We start from the raw sequence: 581 nt of genomic DNA on the forward strand, positions 1-581 counted from the left end.
CCACCGGGACGTGGTCGAGCTTGGCGTCGTAGAGCCCGTTGAGCAGGTGGATCGCGCCCGGGCCCGAGGTCGCCATGCACACCCCGACCCGGCCGGTGAACTTCGCATACCCCACCGCCTCGAACGCGGCCATCTCCTCGTGCCGGGCCTGGACGAACCGGGGCCTGTCATCGGCCCGCCCGAACGCGGCCAGAATCCCGTTGATCCCGTCGCCCGGGAAGCCGAACACGTTCTCCACACCCCACTGGCGCAGGCGGCTCAGAAGGTAGTCGGCGACTGTCTGGGATGGCATGGGCTCACTCTCCTATTCCAAAGGGAAACGACTGCTCGAACGACTGCTGGAACGACTGCTGGAAGGACTGCTGGAACGACTGCTGGAAGGACTGCCGGGACTCGTGTGCTGGCGCAAGCTTTGCGGCCACGCAAGGGGCGAGGGGATACTGGGGCCGTGGAGAACAAGGGATTCCGGGGGCAGCACGAGCAGGTCGACGCCGTCCTGAGGGCAGCCGACGTCCTGCTGCGCGTGGCCGCGAAGTCCGTCATGGAAGTCGAGGACGTCGTGACCAGCCCGCAGCTGCGGG

Annotated in this window: 1 protein-coding gene; it reads right to left on the reverse strand. The window is 67.5% G+C overall.

Features of this window, described 5'->3' with window-relative positions; translation table 11 throughout:
• The coding region (locus LK10_RS04185) for a thiamine pyrophosphate-binding protein (protein WP_043120406.1) at positions 1-292 on the reverse strand (292 nt) is incomplete at its 3' end.
• Positions 293-581: the final 289 nt, after the last annotated feature.

It is taken from the genome of Sinomonas humi, from assembly GCF_000802235.1.
Taxonomy (GTDB): Bacteria; Actinomycetota; Actinomycetes; order Actinomycetales; family Micrococcaceae; genus Sinomonas; species Sinomonas humi.